24 protein-coding genes are annotated in these 24,477 nt (G+C 49.3%); 7 read left to right on the top strand and 17 right to left on the bottom strand.

Annotated features, from left to right (window positions below; translation table 11 throughout):
- The first annotated feature begins 275 nt into the window (after positions 1-275).
- Entirely contained in the window at positions 276-1,706 is a 1,431-nt protein-coding gene (locus VGN67_RS17280) for a circularly permuted type 2 ATP-grasp protein (RefSeq protein ID WP_327488103.1), read from the top strand.
- 198 nt (positions 1,707-1,904) lie between these two features.
- Here VGN67_RS17280 and VGN67_RS17275 read toward each other — a convergent pair whose 3' ends face one another.
- The 3 genes from VGN67_RS17275 to pyrF all read right to left on the bottom strand — a co-directional run bounded on the left by VGN67_RS17275 (position 1,905) and on the right by pyrF (position 4,820).
- The gene (locus VGN67_RS17275; protein WP_327488102.1) at positions 1,905-2,600 is read right to left on the bottom strand and encodes a pseudouridine synthase; all 696 of its coding nucleotides are present in this window, start codon (positions 2,598-2,600) and stop codon (positions 1,905-1,907) included.
- A gap of 73 nt (positions 2,601-2,673) precedes the next feature.
- A complete protein-coding gene (gene lysA, locus VGN67_RS17270; RefSeq protein WP_327488101.1) occupies positions 2,674-3,900 on the bottom strand; it encodes a diaminopimelate decarboxylase in 1,227 nt (408 codons plus the stop codon).
- Positions 3,901-3,992: 92 nt separating this feature from the next.
- Positions 3,993-4,820: an orotidine-5'-phosphate decarboxylase gene (gene pyrF, locus VGN67_RS17265; protein WP_327488100.1), complete on the bottom strand. Its 828-nt coding sequence runs from the start codon at positions 4,818-4,820 to the stop codon at positions 3,993-3,995.
- Positions 4,821-4,925: 105 nt separating this feature from the next.
- Here pyrF and rfbC point away from each other — a divergent pair, with 105 nt between their 5' ends.
- Both rfbC and VGN67_RS17255 read left to right on the top strand, forming a co-directional pair.
- The gene (gene rfbC / locus VGN67_RS17260) at positions 4,926-5,471 is read left to right on the top strand and encodes a dTDP-4-dehydrorhamnose 3,5-epimerase (protein WP_327488099.1); all 546 of its coding nucleotides are present in this window, start codon (positions 4,926-4,928) and stop codon (positions 5,469-5,471) included.
- 138 nt (positions 5,472-5,609) lie between these two features.
- Positions 5,610-6,374 carry a tyrosine-protein phosphatase gene (locus VGN67_RS17255; RefSeq protein WP_327488098.1) on the top strand — a complete coding sequence of 255 codons (765 nt, stop codon included), beginning with the start codon at positions 5,610-5,612 and terminating at the stop codon, positions 6,372-6,374.
- 20 nt (positions 6,375-6,394) lie between these two features.
- Here the strand turns inward: VGN67_RS17255 and VGN67_RS17250 are convergent, their stop codons facing one another.
- The 3 genes from VGN67_RS17250 to VGN67_RS17240 all read right to left on the bottom strand — a co-directional run bounded on the left by VGN67_RS17250 (position 6,395) and on the right by VGN67_RS17240 (position 10,161).
- Complete coding sequence (locus VGN67_RS17250; RefSeq protein ID WP_327488097.1) at positions 6,395-7,075, bottom strand: type 1 glutamine amidotransferase domain-containing protein; 681 nt, start codon at positions 7,073-7,075, stop codon at positions 6,395-6,397.
- Positions 7,076-7,137: 62 nt separating this feature from the next.
- Entirely contained in the window at positions 7,138-8,742 is a 1,605-nt protein-coding gene (locus VGN67_RS17245; RefSeq protein WP_327488096.1) for a 4Fe-4S binding protein, read from the bottom strand.
- 78 nt (positions 8,743-8,820) lie between these two features.
- Complete coding sequence (locus tag VGN67_RS17240) at positions 8,821-10,161, bottom strand: NAD(P)/FAD-dependent oxidoreductase (RefSeq protein ID WP_327488095.1); 1,341 nt, start codon at positions 10,159-10,161, stop codon at positions 8,821-8,823.
- Positions 10,162-10,305: 144 nt separating this feature from the next.
- Here VGN67_RS17240 and VGN67_RS17235 point away from each other — a divergent pair, with 144 nt between their 5' ends.
- Entirely contained in the window at positions 10,306-10,701 is a 396-nt protein-coding gene (locus VGN67_RS17235) for a RidA family protein (RefSeq protein WP_327488094.1), read from the top strand.
- Here the strand turns inward: VGN67_RS17235 and VGN67_RS17230 are convergent.
- Both VGN67_RS17230 and VGN67_RS17225 read right to left on the bottom strand, forming a co-directional pair.
- Positions 10,693-11,343, bottom strand: coding sequence for a response regulator transcription factor (locus VGN67_RS17230; protein ID WP_327488093.1), 651 nt, complete (start codon positions 11,341-11,343; stop codon positions 10,693-10,695). The two genes, VGN67_RS17235 and VGN67_RS17230, sit on opposite strands and share 9 nt — an antisense overlap.
- A 71-nt stretch (positions 11,344-11,414) precedes the next feature.
- Entirely contained in the window at positions 11,415-12,266 is an 852-nt protein-coding gene (locus tag VGN67_RS17225) for a sensor histidine kinase (protein WP_327488092.1), read from the bottom strand.
- A 1,425-nt stretch (positions 12,267-13,691) separates the two neighbouring features.
- On the opposite strand from VGN67_RS17225, the gene VGN67_RS17220 reads away from it, so the two are divergent.
- Positions 13,692-14,159 (top strand): hypothetical protein, encoded by a 468-nt coding sequence (locus VGN67_RS17220; protein WP_327488091.1) that lies wholly within the window; start codon positions 13,692-13,694, stop codon positions 14,157-14,159.
- Between the two features lie 79 nt (positions 14,160-14,238).
- Here VGN67_RS17220 and rlmB read toward each other — a convergent pair whose 3' ends face one another.
- The 4 genes from rlmB to VGN67_RS17200 all read right to left on the bottom strand — a co-directional run bounded on the left by rlmB (position 14,239) and on the right by VGN67_RS17200 (position 18,227).
- The gene (gene rlmB, locus VGN67_RS17215) at positions 14,239-15,012 is read right to left on the bottom strand and encodes a 23S rRNA (guanosine(2251)-2'-O)-methyltransferase RlmB (RefSeq protein WP_327488090.1); all 774 of its coding nucleotides are present in this window, start codon (positions 15,010-15,012) and stop codon (positions 14,239-14,241) included.
- A complete protein-coding gene (locus VGN67_RS17210; RefSeq protein ID WP_327488089.1) occupies positions 14,988-16,268 on the bottom strand; it encodes a GWxTD domain-containing protein in 1,281 nt (426 codons plus the stop codon). Before VGN67_RS17210 ends, rlmB begins: the two co-directional genes overlap by 25 nt.
- A 139-nt stretch (positions 16,269-16,407) precedes the next feature.
- A complete protein-coding gene (locus tag VGN67_RS17205; RefSeq protein ID WP_327488088.1) occupies positions 16,408-17,319 on the bottom strand; it encodes an SDR family oxidoreductase in 912 nt (303 codons plus the stop codon).
- A 101-nt stretch (positions 17,320-17,420) separates the two neighbouring features.
- Entirely contained in the window at positions 17,421-18,227 is an 807-nt protein-coding gene (locus tag VGN67_RS17200; protein ID WP_327488087.1) for a crotonase/enoyl-CoA hydratase family protein, read from the bottom strand.
- A 186-nt stretch (positions 18,228-18,413) separates the two neighbouring features.
- Here VGN67_RS17200 and VGN67_RS17195 point away from each other — a divergent pair, with 186 nt between their 5' ends.
- Positions 18,414-19,538, top strand: coding sequence for a trans-sulfuration enzyme family protein (locus VGN67_RS17195; RefSeq protein WP_327488086.1), 1,125 nt, complete (start codon positions 18,414-18,416; stop codon positions 19,536-19,538).
- A gap of 1 nt (position 19,539) precedes the next feature.
- Here the strand turns inward: VGN67_RS17195 and VGN67_RS17190 are convergent, their stop codons facing one another.
- Positions 19,540-20,385 (bottom strand): SDR family oxidoreductase, encoded by an 846-nt coding sequence (locus VGN67_RS17190; protein ID WP_327488085.1) that lies wholly within the window; start codon positions 20,383-20,385, stop codon positions 19,540-19,542.
- A gap of 234 nt (positions 20,386-20,619) precedes the next feature.
- Here VGN67_RS17190 and VGN67_RS17185 point away from each other — a divergent pair, with 234 nt between their 5' ends.
- Positions 20,620-21,333, top strand: a complete 714-nt coding sequence (locus tag VGN67_RS17185; protein ID WP_327488084.1) for a DNA alkylation repair protein — start codon at positions 20,620-20,622, stop codon at positions 21,331-21,333.
- 22 nt (positions 21,334-21,355) lie between these two features.
- On the opposite strand, the gene VGN67_RS17180 is transcribed toward VGN67_RS17185, so the two are convergent.
- The 4 genes from VGN67_RS17180 to VGN67_RS17165 all read right to left on the bottom strand — a co-directional run bounded on the left by VGN67_RS17180 (position 21,356) and on the right by VGN67_RS17165 (position 24,358).
- Positions 21,356-22,276 carry an aspartate carbamoyltransferase catalytic subunit gene (locus tag VGN67_RS17180; protein WP_327488083.1) on the bottom strand — a complete coding sequence of 307 codons (921 nt, stop codon included), beginning with the start codon at positions 22,274-22,276 and terminating at the stop codon, positions 21,356-21,358.
- A gap of 79 nt (positions 22,277-22,355) precedes the next feature.
- Positions 22,356-23,090, bottom strand: coding sequence for an acyl-[acyl-carrier-protein] thioesterase (locus tag VGN67_RS17175; protein WP_327488082.1), 735 nt, complete (start codon positions 23,088-23,090; stop codon positions 22,356-22,358).
- 91 nt (positions 23,091-23,181) lie between these two features.
- Positions 23,182-23,646, bottom strand: coding sequence for a hypothetical protein (locus VGN67_RS17170; protein ID WP_327488081.1), 465 nt, complete (start codon positions 23,644-23,646; stop codon positions 23,182-23,184).
- 121 nt (positions 23,647-23,767) lie between these two features.
- Entirely contained in the window at positions 23,768-24,358 is a 591-nt protein-coding gene (locus VGN67_RS17165; RefSeq protein WP_327488080.1) for a TetR/AcrR family transcriptional regulator, read from the bottom strand.
- Positions 24,359-24,477 lie beyond the last annotated feature (119 nt).

Below are 24,477 nucleotides of genomic sequence, written 5' to 3'. Positions count from 1 at the left end.
TAAAGACAATTGTATAGTGTCCCGGTCATCTTTTTATAACTTTCAATTGGAGGTACTGTTAAATAAAAATCCAATCCGATGTGAATGTAAGAGAACGGGCTTGATTCCGAAAACGAATGAATTGAACTTTATAGGTAAAAAACTGCACGTATTTAAACAATATTCTACTATATTTTGAAAAACAGGTAATAAATCATACAGAATTTGGTAATGTTGGTACAGTACGATAAATTGTTTTGAATTATTTACAAAAGGGCTAAACGGATATAGCAAATATGAATTTTTCTTTTTCCGATTATCAGAGTGAAAATTACTACGATGAAATGTTCACCGGGGAGGGGAGTATACGTCCAGGATACGAATTTCTTAAAAATAAATTTGAGCTGCTGTCCAGTGAAGACCTGACCCACCGCAGGCTGACCGCCGAGCGGGCTTTGCTTTCCATGGGAATCACTTTTAACGTGTATTCGGAAGGCGAAGGTACCGAGCGTATCATGCCGCTGGATATTATTCCCCGGGTAGTGTCCAACAGCGAATGGGAGCGGCTGGAACAGGGACTGAAGCAGCGCATTAAAGCGCTGAATATGTTTATTCACGATGTCTACAATAAGCAGCACATTCTTAAGGACGGCATAGTTCCCCGCGATCTGATTGAGTCCAGTAAGTGCTTTTTGTCGGCATGTATGGGTTTGAAACCGCAGAAAGACGTTTGGTGCCACATTACCGGTACCGATTTGATCCGGGGCGACGACGGTACCTTTATGGTACTGGAAGATAACCTGCGCTGTCCGTCGGGGGTCTCCTACATGCTGGAAAACCGGGAGCTTTCCAAACAGATTTTTCCGGATGTACTGGCCCGCACCGGTGTTAGGCCCGTATCTGATTACCCGACCCGGCTGCTTTCCATGCTCCAGTACCTGGCCGACCGCCCCAATCCCACGGTGGCCGTATTAACCCCGGGTATTTACAATTCGGCCTACTTTGAGCATTCCTACCTGGCCCAGCAAATGGGCGTCGAACTGGTTGACGCCCGCGACCTGGTGGTGTCAGATGGGTACGTGAAAATGCGCACGACCAAGGGTTTTCAGATTGTGGACGTCATTTACCGCCGCATTGACGATACTTTTTTGGACCCGCAAGCCTTCAATCCGGATTCACTCATTGGTATACCGGGTATTTTTGACGTCTACAAAAAAGGACGCGTTGCCCTGGCCAATGCACCCGGTACCGGCGTGGCCGACGACAAAGTAATTTACGCCTACGTGCCCCGAATTATTAAGTACTACTTACAGGAAGACCCTATTATTCCGAACGTTGAGACTTTTATTTGCCGGGAAGAAAGCGACCAGAAGTACGTACTTGATAATATTGAGCAACTGGTGGTAAAAGAGGCCAATGAAGCCGGAGGTTACGGTATGCTCATTGGCCCCAAAGCTACCAAAGCCGAGCACGAACTGTTCCGGCAGAAGATTCTGGAAAATCCCCGCAACTACATAGCACAACCTACCATTTCGCTTTCGCGGGTACCCTGTATGGTAGAGGACCACGCCGAAGGCCGGCACGTAGACCTGCGCCCCTATATCCTGTACGGGGAAGACATCCACGTCATTCCCGGAGGACTGACGCGGGTAGCCTTACGAAAGGGGTCGCTGGTGGTTAACTCCTCCCAGGGCGGCGGCGGCAAGGATACGTGGGTACTTTACTAATGAGCGAATGAGTGAATGAGTGATTTGGTGAATGAGTGATGGAGTGAATGAGTGGTTTAGAGAATTAGTTAAAGTAGCTGTCTTGGTACGACTCAACCTCAACTTTTGGAGAGCTTCCTTAGTACCTTTCTTACTGGCCCCTGAGTTGCCGCACTTTATCACTCTTTCCCCCACTCACTCCCTAAATCACTCATTCGCTCAATCACTCCCAAACAACTCCCTTTGCATCCGCTCGAACTCGGGCAGTAACGGGGCCTGAATATAGATTGGCTCGCCCGAAGCAGGATGCTGGAAGTGGAGGTGCTGCGCGTGCAGCAGCATGGTTGTCATGGAGAAACGCTCCTTAAACAGCCGGTTCTGTTTGTTGCAACCGTGCGGGCGATCCCCGATTATTGGGTGAAAAACATGCGCCATGTGCTTGCGGAGCTGGTGCATACGCCCGGTAGTGGGAGTTAGCTCCACGAGTGAATACCGGGAGGTAGGGTGTTGGCCCAAAGGTACTTCTATCTCGGTACGCTGTAGGGTTTTTAGTCCGGTAAATGCCTCCTGTACTACGCCATCCTCGCGGCGTAGTGGATAGTCAATTTCGAGGGTATCTGGGGTATGTCCCCGTACAATGGCCAGGTACTGCTTGTGTATTTTCCCTTCCGCAAAAAGTACCTGCATAGTTGGGTTCATCTCTTCGTTGAGCGCAAACAGCAGTACCCCTCCCGTTTTACGGTCCAGCCGGTGTACGGGGTACACTTTTTGCCCCAGTTGGTCGCGCAGTAATTGCACTGCAAACTCGCTGGCATCACTCGCCAGCGGCGACCGGTGTACCAGCAGGCCGTGCGGCTTGTTAATGGCCACCAGGTCCTCAGTTTGGTACAGAATGGAAAGGGGAGAAGTAGCCAATAGAAAAGAAGTTGGGGGGAAAGGGAGGTAGAACTACCTTCCGGCCCTTCTTCCTCCCTCCATGAAAGTCAGCTTACAGGTCTTCCTGCGTACGCAGTAAATCATCCAGCGTTTCCCGACGGCGCACCAGCCGCGCCTGACCGTGGTCAATCAAAACTTCGGCCGGACGTACACGGGCGTTGTAGTTGGAGCTCATGGTAAAAGCATAGGCCCCGGCGTTCAGGAAAGCCAGCACGTCGCCCGGCCGTACTTCGGGCAGCGGGCGGTCGGTGGCAAAGGTGTCGGTTTCGCAGATATAGCCAACTACCGTGTAGGTTTTTGCTTCCCCTCCGGGGTTGGATACGTTCAGAATATGGTGGTAGGAGCCGTACATCATGGGCCGGACCAGGTGATTCAGGCCGGAATCAACGTGGATGAAGAAACGGGCCGGATCATTTTTTAGTACTGTGGCTGTTACTAAAAGGTACCCCGACTCGCTCACCAGAAACTTACCCGGTTCAAACCAAAGTTCGAGTTCGCGGCCGTAGCGGGCGCAAAAATCCTTGAATCCGGCGGTAATCTGCTGGCCGAGCGTGTGCATGTCCGTCAGGGAGTCTTCGGGATGGTAGGCAACTTTAAATCCTCCCCCCATGTCAATCACCTCCAAATCCGGAAAGTGCAGGGCGGCTTCCATAATAACGCCGGCGGCCTTCAGGAAAGGCTCCGCCTCTTTTATGTCAGAGCCCGTATGCTGGTGCAGGCCGATCACTTTTATCCCATATTTTTCAACAATGGCCAGTACGTTGTCCAGCAGCGCTACCGATATACCAAACTTGGAGTCGGTATGGGCGGTCATAATTTTTATGTTTCCACCGGCGGCTACGTTGGGTTTTAGGCGAATAAGGCAGGGCTTGCTGCTGCCGTAGGTTTGCCCGAACCATTCCAGCAACGGCAGGCTGTCAATATTGACCGTAGCCCCCGCTTCTACCGCGGTACGTACCTCCGGGTAGGGGACACCGCTGGGGGTAAAGGTAATCTGGGAACCCAGGTACCCTACGCATCGTCCCATTTCAAATTCGCCCGGCGAAACTACGTCGAGTTCAACCCCGAGTTCCCGCATCAGCCGCAGCACCGCCAGGTTGGTATTGGCCTTGCAGGCGTATTTTATTTTCATTTTCACCCCCGAAAACGCCTCCTGCAACTCCAGTACTTTGCGGCGAATGGTACCACCGTCGTATACATAAAGGGGTGAGCCATACTGCCGGCACAGCTCAACGGGATCGACTCCCTGAATAGAATACTGATTATCTGATAACTGCATTGATATATAAAGACAAAATTTGCTTGTACAAATTGGAAGGGGACCAGCCCCAAAAAAGGTCAATGAAAAAGTCAGCGTAAAGCAGAGCTTTACTAGTTCAGGTACTTGTCCAGGTAGGTGGCCATTTCCTGCTGCATGTGTCTGGCTTCTTCGCGCGCCTTGCCGGCAAAGTCGGTACCGCTGCCGGCGTACAGGATACTGCGTGAGGCATTTACCAGCAAACCGCAGTGGGAGTTCATGCCGTAGCGGGATACTTCTTCCAGACTTCCGCCCTGGGCGCCAACGCCCGGTACGAGCAGGAAATGGTCAGGTACCAGGGTGCGAATGTGCTGCAGGGCGCTGGCTTGGGTGGCACCTACTACGTACATCATCCGGTCGGGACCGGCCCAGGACTGGGAAGTGCGAAGTACCTGTTCGTAGAGTGCCCCCTCGGGAGTAGTGAGCCGTTGAAAATCAGCGCTGCCCGCGTTGGAGGTCAGCGCCAGCAAAATAACCCACTTGCCCGCTATGTCCAGAAAAGGTGTTACCGAATCCTGCCCCATGTAGGGAGCCACCGTTACCGAGTCAAAGTTCAGCCCCGAAGAGGCCGGGTCAAAGAAGGTACGGGCGTAGAGCCCCGACGTGTTTCCGATGTCGCCCCGCTTGGCATCGGCAATGCTGAAATGCGTATTAGGCATATACTCGAGCGTTTTCTGCAGGCTTTCCCAGCCGCGCGCGCCCATGGCCTCGTAAAAGGCTATATTGGGTTTATAGGCCACGCAGTAGTCGGCGGTAGCGTCAATAACCTGCCGGTTAAATTCAAAAACCGGGTCGGCCTCCTGCCGCAAGTGGGAAGGAATTTTGCGAATATCGGTATCCAGGCCCACACATAGGTAAGATTTTTTCTGCTGAATGGTCGAAAATAGCTCTTCGTAGGTCATAAGTAGTGAAATATTGCGCCGAAATTACAACCTCTACCAATAGATTCATAAATTTGCGCAGAGAATACCCGTACATCCGGCTTTTTAATTAATCACTAGGTACCCATGCAGATTCGAGAAACGTCAATAAAAGGATTGGTCGAAATATTTCCCCGAGTATTTGAAGACGAAAGAGGTGCGTTTTTTGAATCGTACAACGAAGAGGCGTTCCGTAAGGCCGGGCTCCCGGTTAACTTCGTACAGGACAACCAGTCATTTTCGGTAAAAGGGGTACTGCGGGGTTTGCATTTTCAGAATGCGCCCTTTGCCCAGGGCAAACTGGTGCGGGTTATTTCCGGACGCGTACTGGATATAGCCGTAGACATTCGTCCCGATTCACCTACTTTTGGACGCTATGAGCTGTTTGACCTGGATGGCAAAAAGAATAATCTGGCTTATATCCCCGAAGGTTTTGCCCACGGATTTGTGGCCCTGGAGAATACGGTCTTCAGCTATAAGTGTACTAATTTATACAACAAGGCGTCGGAGTCGGGGATTATATGGAATGACCCGGACCTGGCCATTGACTGGGGAATGAAGGAGCCACTGGTGTCGGAAAAAGACCTGGTACTACCGACGTTCCGGTCGTTGTTTTCGAAGGAAGTGATGTGAAAATTTATTAAAAATTTTTCATTAAAAAGGGCCGATCCTGTAATCCAGCTGATTACAGGATTTTTAGTTTTATATCTAATTCTGCTCCCTAAGTTGGCACGCTCATTGCCATATGAAAGTCAAATACAAAAAAGGTATATGACTTTTTCTTTTTTGAGCCGTAAACCGGATACCCTTCTCCGTCACGCAAAAACTCCCTCGTCTATTAAAGTAGATGTTCATGCTCATATTTTACCCGGATTGGATAACGGAGCCCTGCTGCTGGAAAACAGCGTCAGGATGGCCCGGGCCCTGGTCGAAGCCGGTATTACCCGGGTAGTGGCTACTCCTCATATTATGAAAGGGTACTACGAAAATTCCCTGCAGTGTATCCGGCAGGCGCGGTGGGACCTGGAAGCTGAGCTTAGAAACCGAATGATTCCGCTCACCATCGACCTGGCGGCCGAGTACTACGTAGGTCCGGAGTTGTACCAGCAGGTGAGGGCGGGTGAGCCGCTGCTTACTTTCGGCGTACGCGGCCAGAAGCCTTTCTTGCTGATGGAAACCGGACTGCTTGAAGAACCAGCCGAACTGGAAAAACTGGTCTATAGCCTCACTCAGCGCAATATTGTCCCGCTACTGGCCCACCCCGAAAGGTACCTGTACCTGCAAAAAAACTTTGAAAGGGCCATTGACCTGTTTCGGATGGGGGTACTTTTTCAGGTTGACTGGCAGACCTTCCATCCTCAGGGCGACCGGCAACTCCGGCAATTTGCTGAAAGACTGGTCGATTACCGGATGGTGTCGTTTGTAGGTACCAATCTGCAGGGCGAAGACCAGGTACCTTTGCTCTACGAAGCGGCTTGTCAGCCTTACTTTCGCCTCATGACCGAAATCGGGTTGCTTAACAACGAACTGAGGTAAGGTAGGTAGAAGTAAAGTACCTATTTATCAAACATTTCTTCCAGTACCTTTCGGCCCACTTTGCGGGCCGAGTTGGGATTTTGTCCCGTCACGAGCCGTTCGTCCACTTCAATGTACTGAACAAACGGAATCATGCTCTTCGTATAGTTAGCTCCGTTTTCCTGAAGTTTGTCTTCCAGGTAAAAGGGTACTTCGCTGACAAAACTTACCAGTTTCTCCTCAATATTGGAAAAGCCGGTCAGGTACTTGTCCTTGATTAAGGGCGTTCCATCCGAAAGCTTTACGTTCAGCAGTCCGCTTAGGCCGTGGCATACCGCCGACACCATACCGTAGTTTTCGTAAATTTGCCGGGTGATTTCCTGTAGCTCCTGATTGTCCGGGAAGTCCCACATGGTACCGTGCCCACCCGTAAAGTAAATGAGCCGGTATTCGGCGGGCTTAATATCGGAAGGTTTCAGGGTGTTTTCCAGTTTCTGCATAAAGGCCGGATCTTCGTAGTACTTCCGGTTGGTTTCGTCCTTGAGGTCAAGGCTGCGCTCATCAATAGGTACCTTTCCACCCAGCGGACTTACCAGATCCATCTGAATCCGGTGCCGGGCTAGTTCATCGTAAAAGTGGGTTAATTCACTCAACCATAATCCTGTTTTGCCGGATTTGGTGGGGTAGGCATTGTGATTGGTACAGACGATAAGGGCTTTCATGGCGGCAACTGGTGGATTTGGTTTCTTCCGAAAAATAGGAAAAAACCGTTAACTCCGAAAACTTACCCCTCTTTCTCATTTCCAGATACCTTTTGGTCCGAAGGCACGCTAGTACTTACTTGTTTTTTTATCTGCGGCATATCGTTACCGACAAGCACCTCGGGCGCAATCATGACCCGGCTATCGGGGTCGGCATTCTCCAGGTTAAGTACCCCCCGCGGACATACCGCCGAACAGATACCGCAACCCACGCAGGAAGATCTGACCACGTCCTGACCCCGCTGCGCGTACCAGCGCACGTCAATCCCCATTTCACAGTAGGTAGAGCAGTTGCCGCAGGAAATACACTGCCCGCCGTTGGTCGTTATCCGGAACTTCGATTTGAAACGCTGAACTATGCCCAGGTAGGCCGCCAGCGGGCAGCCGTACCGGCACCACACCCGGTTGCCCATGAACGGATAAAACCCCACACCCACAATGCCCGAAAATAGTGCTCCGATCCAGAAGCCATACGCGCTGCGTACGCTGTAGGTACTGATGGGACCAATATTTCCCTGACCCGTAAAATAGGTATAAAGTACCAGGGCGGTCATAACCACCACAAATACCAGTACTCCATGTACCATGTACCGCTCCACCTGCCAGGCTTTCAACGACTTGTCGGAAAGCTGACGGTACGGGTCGCCCAGCGTTTCGGCCAGGCCTCCGCAGCCACATACCCACGAGCAGTACCAGCGTTTGCCGTAGAAGTAGGTGAGCAGAGGTACCCCAATCATAAATAAGGCAATGCCCCATACCAGCATGAATACGCCCAACCGGCCGCTACTAATGAGGGAGTCGAGGTGCCATTCGAAGAAAAAGTCATAGTCGAGCGGCCACATGTTTTTAAAATCGTAGTAGGGCAGGCTAAGGCTGACCAGAATCTCGGCAATGATAAAAGCAAAGGCCAACTGAAAAAACATGACCGACACGGTACGTACCTGCTGGTAGGGCGAATGCCGGTACTTGATCAGCATCCGGACACCCATGACCAGAATTGCCAGCGTATAAAGGGTACCGTACAAAAACCACTGGCTGGCCGGATTCCCACTCAACGCCCGGCTGAGCGGATCGACCAGGAGGGTCCAGTTAACAATGTACTGGGGGAAGAAATAAATAATAATGTAAAAGAGGATCAGAAAGGCCCCCACAATGATACCCACCCAACCCCTGGAGGTAGCCGACTGATGGTAAACATGGTCGTTTTTGATACCGGGTAATTTGCCAAGCCCCGCCAATATATATATCAAAGCCCCCACAATAGCCAAACCAATACTCAGCCAGAACAACAGGACATTGGCCTCGCGGATATACCCGTGCGAAGCCGCTTTGGTGAGTACAAAGGCATAGCTGTCATTAATGGCCTTACCCATTTGGTTTTGATTCTTAAACCCTTTGTTAACCTGCTCAATGGTATTGGCTAGGTCACGGTTAAAACCAATGGGAGTAGCATAGGTATAGTTCAGCATAGGAGCCAGGGAAGGCCGAAGCTGTTCATAATGATCCGGCTTCAGATTGTCTTTTAAGATCTGGTCCGTCAGGGTAAATTGCCCCATCGTCAGGGTGGCAATCCAGGCCAGGAAACCTATAATAAACATTCCAAGGCCTATTTTTTGGATGGTATTCATCTATATTTCTTGTCTACAGTAATAAAAATCTACTATTAAATTTGGGGGAGAGTAGGGTAGTAGCCCGGCATGAATCACTCAGGTAAACAACCGGCCCAGAAACGATTTCCGGACTTCCTGCTTTCTGACTGGTTCGGAATGCGTACTGTTGTAGGATTGTACGATGGCGTCTTCGTGTCGTTGGAAGAATTCCGGGTCAAAGTGTACTTCTTTCAAATGTTCCAGTACGTACCGGATACTTCTTTCATTTTTGATCCACCGATCACACACTTCGTGTCGTAACCGCAACCCCAGGGCATTAAAACCGATAACTGCTCCCGTTTCTTTCAGGTAGTTAATACGTAACGCGGTTTGGCCGTTAGAATGTTCCCAGTAAAAAGTGTCCGTATCTTCCTCCAGGGGAACCGTAATCTGCCCGTAGGTTTGGTATTCAATGTCAATAAACTTGGCCGAGTTAAAGAACACCCCGGGCGTGTAGGGAGTACGGTCGCCACAGATGGTCCGGGCGACGGTTTCGCCCATAATACGGCCGGTATACCATATTTGCTCAATGGCTTTCCGGCCCGCGGGGGGCTGCCGGTGCTGCGCACAATCGCCTATGGCATACACGTCGGGCAGGCTAGTCTCCAGAAATTCATTAATCAGAATACCTTTATCGGTTTCCACCGATGTCTCCTGCAGCAGCTCAATAAACGGATGAACCCCCACCCCCAGGCCCACGAACTCGCAATTAATTTGTTCTCCGCCTTTAGTCAGGATACTACCTACGCGTTTTCCGGTACCGTCGGGTTTAATTTCGGCCAGTTCGGTATTGAGCCGTAGGTCCACCCCGTGGGTGCGTATATGATTGGTGACCAAAGCCGATTCTTCGGCCGGTAGTACACTGCCCCAGTAGCCATCATCCCGTACCAGCAGCGTTACCTGAATATCCCGGCTCAGTAACATTTCGGCCAGCTCTACTCCAATTAAGCCTCCCCCTACGATAACCCCCCGCCGGATACCCGCCGTGGTAGAGCTTTCCAGTTTTTCCAGGTCCTGGTAGCTGTATAGTCCCTGAACCCCATCCAGGTCCTGTCCCGACCAGTCAAACTTATTCGGTTCAGAACCCACCGCCAGGATTAGTACATCATACCCAACAGATTCTTCTCCTTCCAGCAACAGTGTTTTTTGCTCAAAATCAATTTGTTTAACCCAGGCTTTTTTCAGCTCAATGCGGTTTTTCGGCCAGAAATAGTCTTCGTAAGGCTTGGTATGCTCGTACTTCATGTGGCCCATATAAATGTACATCAGGGCCGTACGGGAGAAAAAATGCTCTGTTTCTCCGGAAATAACCGTTATGCGGTGATCACTGAGCATACGGATATGCCGGGCCGCCGTAATACCACTGATACCATTGCCAAGAATAACAATATGTTTCATAGGGAGGAAATTCAACTTTTTGACTGGTTAGCTACCGGGCTTACCAGCTCTTAAAGCTATAAATTTGGTGAAGCTGCATGGGGTAACATACGTTCAAAGTACTACTTTTAGATTACAGTAACAGCATTTGACGAATTAACAAAGATGAACAAGAGAATCAATTATGCTTCGGGCGCTCCCTGGGAATCTATTGTAGGCTATTCGAGGGCCGTTCGGGTTGGCAATGTGGTGGAAATAACGGGTACCGTAGCTTCCCGCGACGGGAATGTAGTAGGCCCGGACAGCATGTACGAACAAGCCCGTTATGCCCTGGAAAAAATAGGGGGAGTACTGTCGGAAGCGGGAGGTACTTTTTCCGACGTAGTCAGGACCCGCATGTTTGTAACGGATATTAGCCGGTGGGAAGAGGTAGCCAGGGCGCACAGTGAAGTGTTTGGGACAATACGCCCCTGCACTACCCTGGTTGAGGTATCAGCCCTGATCGCTCCGGAGTACCTGATCGAGATTGAGGCTACCGCCTACCTTTCCCACTCAGATTAGGTGATTTTTGTAGGCAAAGGCCACGGCCGCCGCGGTGTTTTTTGTCCCGGTTTTTTCCAGAATCCGCAGCCGGTGCCCTTCAACAGTTCGTGAACTGATAAATAGTTTTTCGCTGATTTCGGTAGTTGACAGGCCGTCGCACAGCAGCTGAAGTACCTCCTGCTCCCGATTGGACAACCCCACGTTGCTGGCACTGTTGAAGAACGGCTGCTTGGTAGGCAGGCGGTTGACCATTTTGCGGTGCATAGCCCGCGACACAAAGTCACTGTAGTAAAAGCCTTCGTCCGCAACCCGGCGTATCGCCTTCTCCACCTCATCCGGCGATGTGTCCTTTAACAGGTACCCCTGTACTCCTTTTTCGAGCATATGAATAACAAAGCGGTCCTCGTCGTACATGGAAACTACTATCACTTTTATTTCAGGGTACTGTTCAAACAGGATTTCGGTGGCCTGCATACCATCCATTACCGGCATCTGCAGGTCCATCAAAACTATATCGGGAATATGGCCGGGCAACTTGTCGAGTAGTTCCTGTCCGTTGGATGCCTCCAGTACAAACTCAAAATCAGACACGGCATTCAACATGGAAATGAAACCTTTCCGGAACAACTCATGATCGTCAGCAATTGCTAATTTCAACATAGTGGTATTCTTATTTTCTTATTGGTAAGGGAAGAAATATACTATCTGTCGGTGGTGTGGATGCAGCTGCGTCAGGCCGTTTTTCTAAACGGATGCAGTGGTTCGGTTTTATTCTGCTTTTCGGGTTCCAGGGGTACCTGCACTTTAATCCGGCAACCGTTGGTAGCCGGGGTAAGGTAGGCAACATTACCATGTACAACGCTCAACCTACTGTCGATACTGTGCAAACCCAATCCGGCTTTTTTGCTTTCTTTCATGGCCTTGGCATCGAAACCTTTGCCGTTGTCGGTTACCTGCAACTCTATTTTGCCCATTTCCAACTGCAACTCCACTACTATCTGGTCTCCGCTTGAGTGCTTCAGGGCATTGTTAACCAACTCCTGCATAATCCGGTAAAGGGTTAGTTCTACCTTCTGCGACTGCCGGGGAATAGTCTCAAAATTACAGTTAAACTGGATAGAAGTCGAATGATTTGAATCCAGTTTCTGCACAAATTCATCAATCGCCGTCGGCAACCCAAACTGTTTCAGAGTAGTAGGTACCAGTTCGCGCGTGATCCGGCGAACATGGAGTATTGTTTCTTCCAGCAAAGATTGTACCTTATTTGCAGTATACTCCGTTTGAGGCTCATCTTTATTGATAATCTTCGTTAACTGGTTTAGGCTCAGCTTGGTAAGTGATAGCATGGTACCTATGTCATCGTGCAGATCCTGGGCAATCCGCTTCCTTTCCGACTCTTCCGAGTCGAGGGCGGTCTCCAGTAACTTCAACTGGTACTCCTTCTCAATCTCCCGCAGGTTTTTTTCCTGGGCGAGTTGCCGCTTCTGGTATAACACTACGAAGGTAATAACAAACACTGCCATCATCAGCATCGCTAACATGGCAATCAGGATGGCCCAGCGAATTTGACTAGGATCTATCATATTGGCGGGGTGAGTAATAGGTAATGCCTAGTCCAATCAGCACCATACTAATGATTTCGAATACATAGGGTACTTGATATAGGATTCCAATATCAAACTGATTTTCCCATTTTACCACATAATGTAAGAGGGGTGCTATAAATACATAAGTCGAATAAAATAAAAGCAGACCCCCACAAATCCAAAAGAAAGGAAAAGTCAAAAGGTTGGTTATTCGCAAGGATTGAATGGCATCAAAGTAAAAGGCCAGCAACCAGAAAATCATCAGTACGCTCTCTACCGTGGAAGAGTACCGTACCAGCAAATGATTATAAGTATCGGATAAGTCAGGGTTGACACTTAGGATATCCCAAATAGAAAATACAAGAAAAACGGCCATTGTGCTAATTATCAACCGTTTGTAAACAACGGACTCAAAGTAGTAGTATAACATTCCGCCTAATAAAATGTACCTGATAGGAATGTGAATGTTGTAGAAAATAAGATTATTGAGGTTATTAAGTACATACTGTAACATTACAGTATCAATGACAAGTTTGATCAAAAGATAGATAAATAAAAATCGGATAGCTTTATCTATAAATGCTCTCCTGAACCATATTATAACAATAGGTACTATGGTAATAAATACCGCGAGACTGGAAACAGGGTTTTTTATAAAAAATTGTATATATTCATTCATCGGGCTTATAAGGCTTCAGCAGATAGATGTACTAATAATTAAGCACGGAGGGAAACCAGCATTTAGTGCAAAAGCAAAAACCTGACCTTTTTCTACGGCAAGTATACAAATTTTAATCGTTACTAATGAATACTCCTGTATTTGCTTTCACGGTACCTCTGGTTTACTCTTCTGTTAGTTGTCCTGAGTCCCTGCTAGTAAGAATGTTTACCTTCCGAAGGGAAGGAAAGCATTAGGGAAAGAAATATCTCAACACGTAAAATTACGTAGTTGGTACGTTGAAATACCTGATTTTAAAAACAGGGGAAAATCACATAAGAAACAACTATTGATTACCACTATCTTTGATTCGAGAAAAGACCTGACCTACAGGCTCAGGGAAGGTAACCAGGTTGTGTAGCAGATCCGAGGCGGCGTACCCCCCTCGGCTTTTTTTTACGGTTTTTCTTTTTTCAATTAGGAGTAAATTAATTTCTTTACAATGATTTAATAATATTTATATATCTGCAATTCCGACGAGCAGCTATATTTGTCACGAAGGCAAACGATTATCAGCCTGGGTTATTTTCGAAATTATTTTTTCAAAAACTTGCCATTTTTAAAAGTTGGCACTCCCTTTGCTAGTCAATAGTCAAATGGCCATTTTTCTAGTAATAGTGAGTACCAGTACTTTTAAACCTACTAAAAATTTCAGTATTTTAATTCTCTTAACTATCTATTAATCCACTGTAACAAAGCGTATTATGAGAAAATTACTTTTCACTCTACTTATTTTGGCAGGTTCTCTATGGGCTTGTGAAAAAGAAACCAATGAGAACGTCTCTCCCTTAGACGATCAAAAAGCAGCCAACTCAGCCAGGGGAAATGTTCTATCGGCAGCCGAAAAAACCGTAGCTGACGCTATGGGGTCCCTTATCTCTCTGGAGCAGTTCAATACTATGACTGAAGCTTATCAGAAAAAAGTTTCTCCCAAAGAGACCCGCGCGGTAGCGTATGGTGCTACGGTAGTAGATGCTCTTCTTTCCCAGAAAGGCTGCGTGGGTATTCGTTGTTACCTGGCTAAAGATGCCCTTGGTAGAACCACTGTAGTGTTGATTGGAGTTGACAAAAACGGCAATGATATCAAATCCAGCTCAGTAGGTCGTACAACCTCTGACACTTATGCCGCCGGTGATGGTCCACTTTGTCCACGTGAGTGTACTGGGAAATAGTAGTCGGCTTGAAGAAAACAAGAGAAAGCCCTGTACCAATTCTGGTGCAGGGCTTTCTCTTGTTTTATCCCTAATTGGATTATAAAGGAAGTACCCGTTGCCGTACGGCTTCGTACAGAATAACCGAAGTGGCCACCGATACATTCAGCGATTCAACCTGTCCCTGTAGCGGAATCCGAACGCGTTGATTGCAGGCCCGGAGCAGCTCCGGAGAAATACCATCCTCTTCTGACCCCATAATAATGACCGTCGGGGTTGAAAAATCAACTTCATACAGCGTAGCAGTAGCCTTTTCGGTACAGGCTACCACCTGTAGGCCACTTTCACTGAGGTACCTCAAGGTTTCCACCAGATTCGGCTCCCGACTAATCGGAAGGTAGTTTAAGGCACCGGATGAGGTTTTCATGGCGTCGGCATTGATCTGAGCGCCTCCCTTCTGAGGTACTACAATGGCCTGTACGCCGGCGCACTCGGCGGTACGGCAGATGGCTCCAAAATTCCGTACATCAGTTACGCGGTCTAGCATGAGCAACAGGGGCGTTTTTCCCTCTTCGTATACCTGCGTAAGTACATTATGCAGGGGTACGTACCGAATCGGGGAAACAAAACAAACCACCCCCTGGTGGTTTTTGCGGGTCACGCGGTTCAGTTTTTCGACCGGTACCCGCTGGTAGGGAATCTGTAGCTCCTGGGCCAGTTTCACTATTTCACCCATACCTAGTTCGCGCTGAATCAGCAACCGCTCAATTTCTTTGCCCGAGCGGAGCGTTTCCATGACCGACTGCGTCCCAAATACCATGTCTGCCTGCGGGGGGCGGGCTGGTTTTCTTATCGGATAGCTCCGTTTCTCCATGCTTCTACGATGGGATACCAAATGGGCTGGTACTCTACATAGCGTACCAGTTCATAGTGGTCATCCACGAATTGATTTGTTCGACGATTAAAAGTAAAATTAACATTGCTGGCGTTAGCACGCTGGTCATAGGACCATACTTCCTTATCCTTGCTGCGCTGCACCTTATCGGGCGGACCCAGTATGATATAGATCATACCTTTGTCGGTTTTCCAGCCCTCTTTATAACTGGTAAATAGCCGGTTGGCTTCTTCAACCCGGTTGTAGTAATTTTTTATTACCTGACGGGCCAGGTCAGGATTGCCGTTCATGAGGGAAAGCCAGTACTTGTCCAGGGCTTTTTTGTGGTTCTGCGCCGACTGTAGCTCGTTTATTTCCTGGTTGGTACTCATATACAGCAAGGGCTCCACCAGGTCTTCCGGATTGGTCATTTTGGGGTAGCGCTCATTTGTTACCAGCAGGCCCAGACCTTCGGTTCGGGTGGTATCGGCCAGCATATAATACAGGCCTTCATTTTCGAAAGTAAGTGATTGTCCGGTATTGATGGTAAAAATACTGTCAACCTGTAGGGTTTTGGCCACGGAGCGGGGTACCGTATTCATGGGTGAGCCCGCCGGGTCAAAAGGATGGCTGTAATAGTAAACATACAGGCGTTCGGACTCGTTTCTTAAATTCTTTACCTGAAAGGGTTCTCCCTGATTAACGTAGTGGCGCTGCACCGGTACCTCCCCGTTGGCGTTGAATATACCGTAGCGGTCGCTGGCGCGTTGTTCCCGGAACCGGATCGGCAAATCATTCAATACCTTCTTTAGGGTACCTGTCTGGCTTATTTCGCTGAGGAGTACGCCATAGTCCTTGTTTGGTTTCTTGATGTCAAACTGAATGACTACCTGGTCACCGGACTGCGAAAGATTGCTGCTGTTGAGAGGTACATTACCGTAGCCAAGGCGGTCGCGGGTACCGTAGTCGGAATAGATGACGTAATTTAACGTATACAAGCCACCAAATTCGGACGCCGCTACGGGCGATTTTCCTTTCAGGGCATCGACATACAGGTAAACCCGCATGGTGGAGGTGTCCTTCTCCAGAAATTTGCTCCGAACCCCAATCAGCGACAGTTCATTGTCGGAGGGAAGGGGGGTAGCAACAGAGCCGCTGCGGGATTCGGGTACACGGGCTGTTTGGCGGGAAGAGGAACAACCCGCGAATAGTACCGAAGCGATCAGGAAACTGCTTACTAAATAATGTGTTTTCATGCTATGGGTCCTTCTTTTATCAAATAACGAACGAAGCGACCGATTTACCCAAAAATTGGGGAATAAAATAACGACCAGCCTTTGTTTAGGTTGGTTTCTGCTTCGTAAAGGTAGTTATTCCGGCCGGAATACAAGTAAGTCAGGCATCGGCCGGTCCACCGGTACCTTCTTTCTTGCTGGCCCGGTTAGCCTGTTTGATCTGTTCTCCAATGGCATCCCACTGTTCGTCAGTTACTTCGTGCAGGAAATTAAACTGTCCACCCGAAAGTACTTCACCTCCGTCAATGGTGATGACTTCGCCAGTAACGTAAGCCGAAAAGTCGGACATGAGGTAGGCGGCCAGGTTGGCCAGTTCCTGGTGGTCGCCGACCCGCTTTAGGGGAATCCGGTTTTCAAAAGAGAATTTTTCGGCCAGTTCAGCCGGGAAAAGACGGTCCCAGGCGCCCTTGGTCGGGAAGGGACCGGGTGCAATGGCGTTGAGGCGGATGCCGTACTTGCCCCATTCGTACGCTAGGGACCTGGTCATAGTCAGCACGCCCGCTTTGGCCATGGCCGAAGGTACTACCCAGCCCGAGCCGGTCCAGGCGTAAGTCGTGGAGATATTGAGCAAAGTACCTTTAATATTTTTCTCGATCCAGTACTTACCAATGGCCAGGGTAAAGTAGTAAGTACCCCTAAGTACTATGTCCACCACCACATCCATAGCCTTGTAGGAAAGCCGTTCGGTGGGGCTGATAAAGTTGCCGGCCGAATTGTTGACCAGCCCGTCTACCTGCCCGAACCGTTCGATGGCCTTTTCAATTACCTGCTCAATCTGCTGCGGATTCCGGACGTCACATTCAACCGGAAGTACTTTTCCCTGGGTAGCGGTTTCGAGTTCGCGGGCGGCTTCTTCCAGTACCTGCATCCGGCGACTACAGATAACAACGTTGGCACCCAATTCCAGAAAATAGCGAGCCATGGACTTGCCTAAGCCGGTACCACCGCCGGTTACGATAATTGTTTTGCCTTCTAAAGCTCCCTCGCGGAGCATACCCTGGGTATGATTCATAGTGCAGTAAAGATTGGTATTGGGTTAAAAAAATCGGGTAGTAAGTTAGCAAAGGCTGGCTTACTACCCATTTATTAAAGATAGGTTAAGAAAATGAAAATTCAGGGAAATTCGGGCAGACGTTTCTCCAGTTTCGCCTGAAAAGCTTCCTTCAGGTCTTTGGAGAGCAGCATGGCCGCGTTCCAGGTTGCTATGTATTCCAGCCCATCGGCTACGCTATGGTCGCGGGAGTGGTTGAGTATGTGCTTGGTACCCCGGATCGATACCGGCGACTTAGCGGCAATGGTACGGGCTACTTCCATGACACCTTCTATCAGACCAGCCTGATCGCTGAATGTGCGATTGACCAGCCCGGTTCGCTCGGCCTCAGGGCCGTACATCGGTCGGCCCGTGTAGGCCAGTTCCCGAACCATACCCTGCGGAATGAGCTTAGGCAGGCGTTGCAGCGTACCCAGGTCCGCCACCATACCCATGTCTATTTCTTTGATGGTAAAGTAGGCGTCTTCGGTGGAATAGCGCATGTCGCAGGCAGAAACAATATCAAGGCCGGCCCCGATGCAGCCACCGTGTACGGCGGCCAGGACGGGTTTGCTGCATTGCTCAATGGCGTTAATAGGCGCCTGAAGGGCCAGTACCTGCCGACGTATTTTTTCGCGGGTGCGGCCTTCACATTTCTCCCGTAAAGTACCCAGGCTCATTAACAGTTCCAGGTCTATACCGGCGCAGAAATGCTTACCCTCACCGCTAAGTACCACCACCCGGATATCATCTCTTTCGTCGAGTTCTTCAAACAGAGACTGCAGTTCGTTCCAGGCTACCTGATTAAGCGCATTGGCTTTTTCGGGACGGTTAAAGCTAACCTGAGCTACCTGAGACTGAACCGTGATACGGAGCGTATCGTACTTCATACGGACAAAAAAATTGATAAAGTATTATTAGTATGCAAGCATACGGCCACAAATATAAATTTAATCCCGGAAAATACTTGTAATAAAGTGGGAAAAAATTTTCTTAAAGTAAGAGGAGGGTGGTACTTTCAGGTAGGGGTGCTTACTTTATACCCATTGTCAACGACTCATTCTTTTTGAACTACTATGCATCCTGAAACCCTGGCGCTTCGCAGTACCCATTTCGCCGATGCCAACGCGGCTGCTGTTGTTTCCCCTCTATATTTATCAACCACTTTTGAGCGGGATGCCAACTATGAACTACCACATGGCTACCTGTATACCCGGGCCGGTAATCCCAACCGCCACCAGCTGGAGTCGGCGCTGGCGGCCCTGGAAGGAGGAGCGGTAGCCACGGCCTTTGCCTCCGGACAGGCTGCTACGATGGCCCTTTTTCAGGGACTCCAGCCCGGCGACCACGTTATTGTACCGGATGATGCCTACTACGGTACCCCTCTGCTTTTGCAGGATATATTCTCGGGCTGGGGTATTACTTTTACCAAAGTTGACACCACTCAGCCGTTGGCGGTTGAGGAGGCTTTCCGCCCGGAAACCAAGCTGCTCTGTCTGGAAACGCCTTCAAACCCGCTGCTGAAGGTAACTGACATCGCCGCTATGGTCAGGCTGGCCCGTAGTCGGGGCGCTATTACGGTATGTGACAATACCTGGGGTACCCCCATTCTGCAAAAGCCACTGGACCTGGGCTGTGACATAGTCATGCACTCTACCACCAAGTACCTGGGCGGCCACAGCGATGTACTGGGCGGCGCGCTGGTGTTCAGGGAAGATACTCCCGTGGCGCAGCGCATCCGGCAAATTCAAACGCTGGGGGGAGCGGTACCTTCCCCTTTTGATTGCTGGCTTATTTCCCGCGGCCTAAAAACCCTGGCGGTACGGGTACGCCAGCAGTCGGCCCACGCACAGCGGGTAGCGGAGTTTCTGAGTGGTCATCCGGCGGTGGAGCAGGTACACTATCCGGGGCTGGAAAGCCATGCGGGTTTTGCGGTGGCCCGGCAACAAATGATCCTGCCGGGGGCCATGCTGTCGGTGCAGGTAAAGGGTGGGGCAGTAGAAGCCTTACGGTTTATCAACAAGCTGGGCCTGATTATCAGAGCTACCAGCCTGGGGGGTGTTGAGAGCCTGATTGAACACCGGGCCTCGGTAGAAGGCCCCGCCAGTACCACGCCCGCTAACCTCCTGCGTTTATCGGTAGGCCTTGAGCATCCCGACGACCTGATTGAGGACCTCCGGCAGGCACTGGACGTTGTTTAGGTCAGGTTTTTACCCGAAAATCCCGCACCAACTCCTCCGAAAGGGCCCAGAGTTTTTTAGCCAGAAAGCTGCTTTGGGCTTCGGTATTTGGTTTTTTTATCTTTAAATCACTGAAGTACTTACCGGTAATGCCCTCCACTTTGGGCGAGCTGGCCAGGAACAGGGTAGTCCGGGCACCTTCTTCCGGCGAAATAAAAAAAGGACGGGCCAGCCACATGGCCAATTTATAAAGCCCTGAAACCTCGCCCGCGAAATTAGTCGCTACGCCACCCGGATGAAGCGCATTGGAACTAATACCCGTTGGAAGGAGGCGCTCCGCCAGTTCGTTGGAAAACAGGATGTTGGCCAGTTTGGAGTTAGCGTAGGTTCTGAAGCCGCTGTACTTATCGGGTTTTACCAACTGGTCAATCTGAAACCGGGCCGCCCGGTGGGCTTCGGAAGACAAATGGATAATACGCGGCCTGGTACCCGCTTTGATGAGGTCGAGCAGTTCGGTGGTTAATAAGAAGTGCGCTACATGATTGACGGCAAAGGTCTTTTCAAGGCCATCCGGACTAAACTCCTCGTGGTCCAGAATCAAACCTGCGTTGTTGATGTGAACATCAATTTTCTGAAATTTTTCCCTGATTGTTTTTACAGCTTCGCGCACCGAAGCCAGACTTGACAAATCACATTCAATAAACCAGGTACTGACCCGGCTGCCAATTTCCCGCTGGAGTTCGGCGGTTTTGTCAGCGTTTCGGGCCACCAGAATCAGGTCAAATTGTTTGTTGGCAAGTTTCAGGGCCGTGATGCGGCCAATGCCCGAGGTGGGGCCGGTGATGAGGGCGGTGCGTTGGGTTGTCATATTTTAGCGGGATACTTTATAGTAGTAACCCAGAGCAGGAGCCGGTGTTTTGTTTAATCTTGATGAAACAGAATGACGAAGTTTGGTAGCCGAAGAAATAAACCGGATAATTATCACACACGTAAAAACGTTAAGTACAGAATAAGAGATTAAGAGGAAAAAAAACTGAATTTCTAATGGGTGAACTGTTACTTTCTGTACCTTTATTTAGAAGTAACTATACCACACTATTAAATGGAAGATGTAAAAGAGGTAATGAATGAGTTGGCCGGTTATGGCAACGATTCCAATAAAAAAGTATTTATGAGTCAGGGCGCCCGGGAGCCGCTTTTTGGCGTGCGGGTAGGTGACGTGAAAAAATTAGCCAAGCGCTACGCCCAAAATCATGCGTTGGCGGTAGATCTTTACCGCACTGGCAATTCCGATGCCATGTACCTGGCGGGTATGCTGGCCGATCCGCAACAAATGACCCCCGAGCTTCTTAATGAATGGGTAGAAAAGGCTCACTGGTACCTGCTGAGTGAATATGCCGTGGCGGGTGTTGCCGCCGAAAGTCCCTACGGATTAGAAATGGCCCGTAAATGGATTGATAACGACCAGGAAATGATCGCCAATGCAGGTTGGGCTACCTGGGCACAAATGGTGGCCTTCCTGCCAAACGAATCCCTGGATCAACCGGAACTGGAACAACTGCTCGAACGGGTACGGACCACCATTCATGAAGTACCTAACCGGGTACGTTACAGTATGAATAATTTTCTGATTGCCGTGGGTGGCCTTTACAGTCCGCTGAGCGAAAAAGCTTTGGGGGTAGCCAATGAAATCGGTAAAGTACAGGTCGAATTGGGTGGCACAGCCTGTAGGGTACCCTACGCGCCGGTCTATATTGAGAAAATCTGGAAAGCCGGAAAAGAGGCGGTAAAAAGCAAAGCATTCCTGCTCCGGTAACAGCGGTACCGAGGCGGTCGGCCTACTGTTGGGCCAGCAGGTACAGGACCGCCATCCTTACAGCTACTCCGTTTTCCACCTGATTAAGAATGATGGAATGCCGCGAATCGGCCGCATCGGACGATAGCTCCACGCCCCGGTTAATGGGGCCGGGGTGCATCAGTACAATTTCACGGTTTACTTCGTCGAGCATTTCCCGGTTTATCCCAAAGTACAGCGAGTACTCGCGCAGCGACGGGAAGTACTTAATCTGTTGACGCTCGAGCTGTATTCGCAGTACGTTTGCCACGTCACACCACTGCAGGGCCTGCCGTACATCGTGGCTTACCTTTACGCCCAGGTCGCCAATGTACTTGGGGATAAGGGTAGTAGGGCCACAAACCATAACCTCGGCCCCGAGTTTCTGCAGACAGAATATATTGGATAAAGCCACGCGGGAGTGAAGAATATCACCAATTATAGCGATTTTCCGACCGGTCAGATCGCCCAGTTTTTCCCGCATGGAAAAGGCGTCGAGCAGGGCCTGGGTAGGGTGCTCGTGGGTACCGTCGCCGGCATTGACTACATTGGCCGGTATCCGGCTCGACAGGTAGTGCGGAGCCCCCGGACTACTGTGCCGCATCACAATCATGTCCACCTTCATGGCCAGAATATTGTTGACCGTATCCAGCAGGGTTTCTCCTTTTTTGACCGAACTACCCGAGGCCGAAAAATTAATTACATCGGCCGAAAGCCGCTTTTCGGCCAGCTCAAAGGACAGACGCGTACGGGTGGAGTTTTCAAAAAAAACGTTGGCAATGGTAATGTCACGCAGGGAAGGTACTTTCTTGATGGGCCGGTTAATGACTTCCTTGAACTGGGTAGCGGTATCTAATATCGTATGAATGTCATTCTCAGTCAGGTTTTTAATGCCAAGGAGGTGCCGAACCGAAAGTTTTGTCATTGCTATTTCAGGAGAAAGTTTTGCAAAGATAAGCACTACCGGCGCAAAGAGAAAACACAATTTTTAAAGCACCGCCTATTCAGGACGACCAAGTAGTAAGCGCCGTCACTATTTCAGTGCCTTCCTGGCTCTGTAGGCGGTGCATCAGCTGGTGGTCCGACAGCGGCTGACAAAGTGAATGGACAGTTTCGCCCCGCATGCACTCGGCTTTAAACGTAATATCCAGCGACTGGCACTGATGGGTACTTATAAAATCGGCGGGCAGGGGTTCCAGCAGCCACTGAAAGTACACGCTGTTGTTTACGTGCTGGTTCTGGTCAATCTCGTTGTGCCGGGCGGTCACCTGGGTCTGGTATTGCCAGGATTCGGGCAGGGGCGGGTACTTCTGGTTGGCCCGTGGGAAATGCGGAAAGTTATGGTAGGGTTCAAAGTACTGTTTTAATTCCGGAGAAGGCGACGTGAGTTTACGTTTAACCAGGTCAAACAGGAGCCAGGTCGAGGAGGCCGTTACCAGCAGGGTCTGCTCGCTGTCGTACATGCGGTAGTCGCGGTATACAAACACCCGTTCTTCGCCGGAAGGGTGGGTCGTAACGGTCACTTCTTCGGGGAGCCGGGGCCAGCGGTGGATGTCGAGCCGCATGCGGTGCAAGACCCACGTGAGCCCCTGTTCCAGTAGCTGAGGTACTCCGGCCCCCAGTTCAATGGCGTGGCGGTTGGCGGCGTCCTGTAGGTAATTGGCCAGCGAAGTCAGCCACAAGTTGCCGTTGGTATCAGCTTCGTAGTTTCGGATGCGGTAGGTTTCGGAGTGGATCATCAGGCCCAGGAATTTGGGCGCAAAGGTAGTGTATTTTTAGATTTTGCTAAATTCAGATCACTTGTAACCGCACCCCCTTTTATGTATGGGTCTAAAATGGCCGGAAATAAGGTCGGCTTGTTAGGGGCGAAAATGCCCAGGGAACAGAGGACAGGATAATCAAAAGTCCGGCTGTAAACCAAAGTGCCATTGTCTTAAACTTTTCAATATCGGTCTGTCTGCGTTTTGCTTTTGCTGAACCGATTGTAATAAAGACGATTGCAGTTATCATCATGGAACTGTGTTCCATTCCGAAAAAACGGATTTCTCTTTGATAAATAGCGTCTTTGAAGTTGTGAAGAAAGTACTCAATAATTGGGCTAATGAAGTAAAGACAAAGTCCGATAATAAGTTGAACGTGTGCTATGGTGGCAGTCCAATGCCTGATGGAATTGTCAAACCTTGTAAACTCTTTTTTGGAAAACCAACCCTTGTAAGCACGAAAAATGGCATAAAGTAAACTTGCTAAAACAAGCCAACGAACGAAAGAATGTAAGGCTAATAGGGTTGAATACATTTTTTATCGGGATCATTTTTTGCTTTCTAATCAAGCTCCAAACCGAAGGAACTCCAAAGCTCAATTTCGATGCTAAGGTAAAGTTAAAAACATACTAATCGGTATGTTTTTAAAGAAAAAATTATTTCAAACTGTTCAGGTAGCTTTTAAGCTCCTTTAAAAAAGGTATATAAACTATTTTGCTGTTCTCCAATTTTCCGAAATTTCGTATACCCCAATAACCCGACATGATAAACATCGTTACCTGTTCTGCGTTTACGTCTTTGCGTATGAATCCATTTTCCTGACCATTTTCAATGGTAGCGACCATTGTTTTTGTCCACTGCTGGGTAAGTTCGTCCAATACTTTGCTGAATTCAACATTCCAGGGTGTCATTTCCTGCGTAAAATTGGCGACTGGGCAGCCGTATTCTACTTTCAGTAACTCATTTTCCAAGAGAAGATGATGCATCAGGTTGTAAATTGCATCTAATGGATCCAGTTCTTTTTGTAGAGGTTCAATAAAGCTACTGGTAAGGGTTGGTTTCAAAATGTCATTGATAATGGCGAGTCCCATTTCATCTTTTGTTTTGAAATGATAGTAAAACGCCCCTTTTGTTACCTGCGTGGTAGCAATAATGTGGTCAATGCTCGTGGTCTGATAACCATTAACGTAGATGAGCTCAAACGCTTTTTCCAGGATCATTAGCCGGGTTGCCTCTGCCTTTTTCATAAAAGATACTGGTTAGTACTTTTGCAAAGGAACAAAAAAAGGTTAGGTTTCTACCTGTTTCCGACGGTCTGTTTGTTGCCTTGGTACGATGTCGTCCGTTTTCAGTAAGAACGTTTAGC

Origin of the sequence: Telluribacter sp. (assembly GCF_035998675.1) — a bacterium.
Taxonomy (GTDB): domain Bacteria; phylum Bacteroidota; class Bacteroidia; order Cytophagales; family Spirosomataceae; genus Telluribacter.
This window is presented reverse-complemented; position numbering and strand designations above follow the sequence as displayed.

Bases quoted from the DNA above. Each gene is read 5' to 3' on its own strand.
- VGN67_RS17220 (WP_327488091.1), top strand. From the start codon at position 13,692: ATGAGAAAATTACTTTTCACTCTACTTATTTTGGCAGGTTCTCTATGG.
- VGN67_RS17185 (WP_327488084.1), top strand. From the start codon at position 20,620: ATGGAAGATGTAAAAGAGGTAATGAATGAGTTGGCCGGTTATGGCAAC.
- VGN67_RS17165 (WP_327488080.1), bottom strand. From the start codon at position 24,358: ATGAAAAAGGCAGAGGCAACCCGGCTAATGATCCTGGAAAAAGCGTTT.
- VGN67_RS17175 (WP_327488082.1), bottom strand. From the start codon at position 23,090: ATGATCCACTCCGAAACCTACCGCATCCGAAACTACGAAGCTGATACC.
- VGN67_RS17280 (WP_327488103.1), top strand. From the start codon at position 276: ATGAATTTTTCTTTTTCCGATTATCAGAGTGAAAATTACTACGATGAA.
- rfbC (WP_327488099.1), top strand. From the start codon at position 4,926: ATGCAGATTCGAGAAACGTCAATAAAAGGATTGGTCGAAATATTTCCC.
- VGN67_RS17195 (WP_327488086.1), top strand. From the start codon at position 18,414: ATGCATCCTGAAACCCTGGCGCTTCGCAGTACCCATTTCGCCGATGCC.
- VGN67_RS17210 (WP_327488089.1), bottom strand. From the start codon at position 16,268: ATGAAAACACATTATTTAGTAAGCAGTTTCCTGATCGCTTCGGTACTA.
- lysA (WP_327488101.1), bottom strand. From the start codon at position 3,900: ATGCAGTTATCAGATAATCAGTATTCTATTCAGGGAGTCGATCCCGTT.
- VGN67_RS17190 (WP_327488085.1), bottom strand. From the start codon at position 20,385: ATGACAACCCAACGCACCGCCCTCATCACCGGCCCCACCTCGGGCATT.
- VGN67_RS17200 (WP_327488087.1), bottom strand. From the start codon at position 18,227: ATGAAGTACGATACGCTCCGTATCACGGTTCAGTCTCAGGTAGCTCAG.
- VGN67_RS17235 (WP_327488094.1), top strand. From the start codon at position 10,306: ATGAACAAGAGAATCAATTATGCTTCGGGCGCTCCCTGGGAATCTATT.
- VGN67_RS17205 (WP_327488088.1), bottom strand. From the start codon at position 17,319: ATGAATCATACCCAGGGTATGCTCCGCGAGGGAGCTTTAGAAGGCAAA.
- VGN67_RS17225 (WP_327488092.1), bottom strand. From the start codon at position 12,266: ATGATAGATCCTAGTCAAATTCGCTGGGCCATCCTGATTGCCATGTTA.
- VGN67_RS17180 (WP_327488083.1), bottom strand. From the start codon at position 22,276: ATGACAAAACTTTCGGTTCGGCACCTCCTTGGCATTAAAAACCTGACT.
- pyrF (WP_327488100.1), bottom strand. From the start codon at position 4,820: ATGACCTACGAAGAGCTATTTTCGACCATTCAGCAGAAAAAATCTTAC.
- VGN67_RS17240 (WP_327488095.1), bottom strand. From the start codon at position 10,161: ATGAAACATATTGTTATTCTTGGCAATGGTATCAGTGGTATTACGGCG.
- VGN67_RS17170 (WP_327488081.1), bottom strand. From the start codon at position 23,646: ATGTATTCAACCCTATTAGCCTTACATTCTTTCGTTCGTTGGCTTGTT.
- VGN67_RS17255 (WP_327488098.1), top strand. From the start codon at position 5,610: ATGACTTTTTCTTTTTTGAGCCGTAAACCGGATACCCTTCTCCGTCAC.
- VGN67_RS17245 (WP_327488096.1), bottom strand. From the start codon at position 8,742: ATGAATACCATCCAAAAAATAGGCCTTGGAATGTTTATTATAGGTTTC.
- VGN67_RS17250 (WP_327488097.1), bottom strand. From the start codon at position 7,075: ATGAAAGCCCTTATCGTCTGTACCAATCACAATGCCTACCCCACCAAA.
- rlmB (WP_327488090.1), bottom strand. From the start codon at position 15,012: ATGGAGAAACGGAGCTATCCGATAAGAAAACCAGCCCGCCCCCCGCAG.
- VGN67_RS17230 (WP_327488093.1), bottom strand. From the start codon at position 11,343: ATGTTGAAATTAGCAATTGCTGACGATCATGAGTTGTTCCGGAAAGGT.